1 protein-coding gene is annotated in these 842 nt (G+C 36.1%); it reads left to right on the plus strand.

Annotation, left to right across the window (positions count from 1 at the left end):
- Window positions 1–156 precede the first annotated feature (156 nt).
- Entirely contained in the window at window positions 157–771 is a 615-nt protein-coding gene (locus tag AC07XN_RS24525; RefSeq protein ID WP_494744957.1) for a hypothetical protein, read from the plus strand.
- Window positions 772–842 lie beyond the last annotated feature (71 nt).

Consider the following 842-nt stretch of genomic DNA (forward strand, 5'->3'; position numbering starts at 1 on the left):
AGAGAGGGACTTAAGTCCCTCTCTAGTGATAAGTAAACTACTCAATCATTTTTTGCCTTTTTCAATTGATTATAAAGTAACAAAAATTTTGTAGTCAGTATAATTTTATGGTATTTAGATTTAATTCTCTTGTTTTCTAAAACAACCATAAGTATTATGAAAAAGGCTACAGTCTTAGTATTTATAATTTCACTATTTACAATCAAAGCGGTCTCTCAAACTGTTACATTACCTCCCAATAATACGATAGATTCTACAAAATTGGGATTGAACTTCAAGAATGCTCCTTTCTATGCTAGATTCATGCCCTTATCTATTTATACAGGTGCAGGTAAAACAAGAGACAGGGTAGCACAATTTATTGAATTTGGTAAATCTTTCAATGTAATCGATTTAGGTATTGCCCTAGGTCGAAACTCTCTTAGACCAGACACCACTACGTTTCTGGAAGGTAAAATCACGATGGATGTATGCAATTATGGGATTTTTGCCAATGAAATGACCATAGGGGCAGGCAAAGTATTTGATGCTGAAGGCAGTTTAATGTTGGAACTATCCTACAGTATTTTTGCACAACTATCCAAAAATTGGGGTATTGGCATCTCAACAGGCTACTATGATTTTAGCAACGAGTTTTACGATAGTGCTAAAACATATTATGGCTTTTTTATTAGATATGGTTTACAAAGAACGGATACTGGCGGACTGCTAGGGATAGGAAGAGGTCACGGGCGACCAGGAAGGGCGGGGCATCGTGGGCATGGTAGATAAATTAGAAGTAATGCCTTACTTTTCTATTAGCGGGTGACTTAAGTCCTACTGATTACCCACAAGTGTATAAA

It is taken from the genome of Arcicella sp. GW458-12-2-14-TSB2 (genome assembly GCF_059423785.1).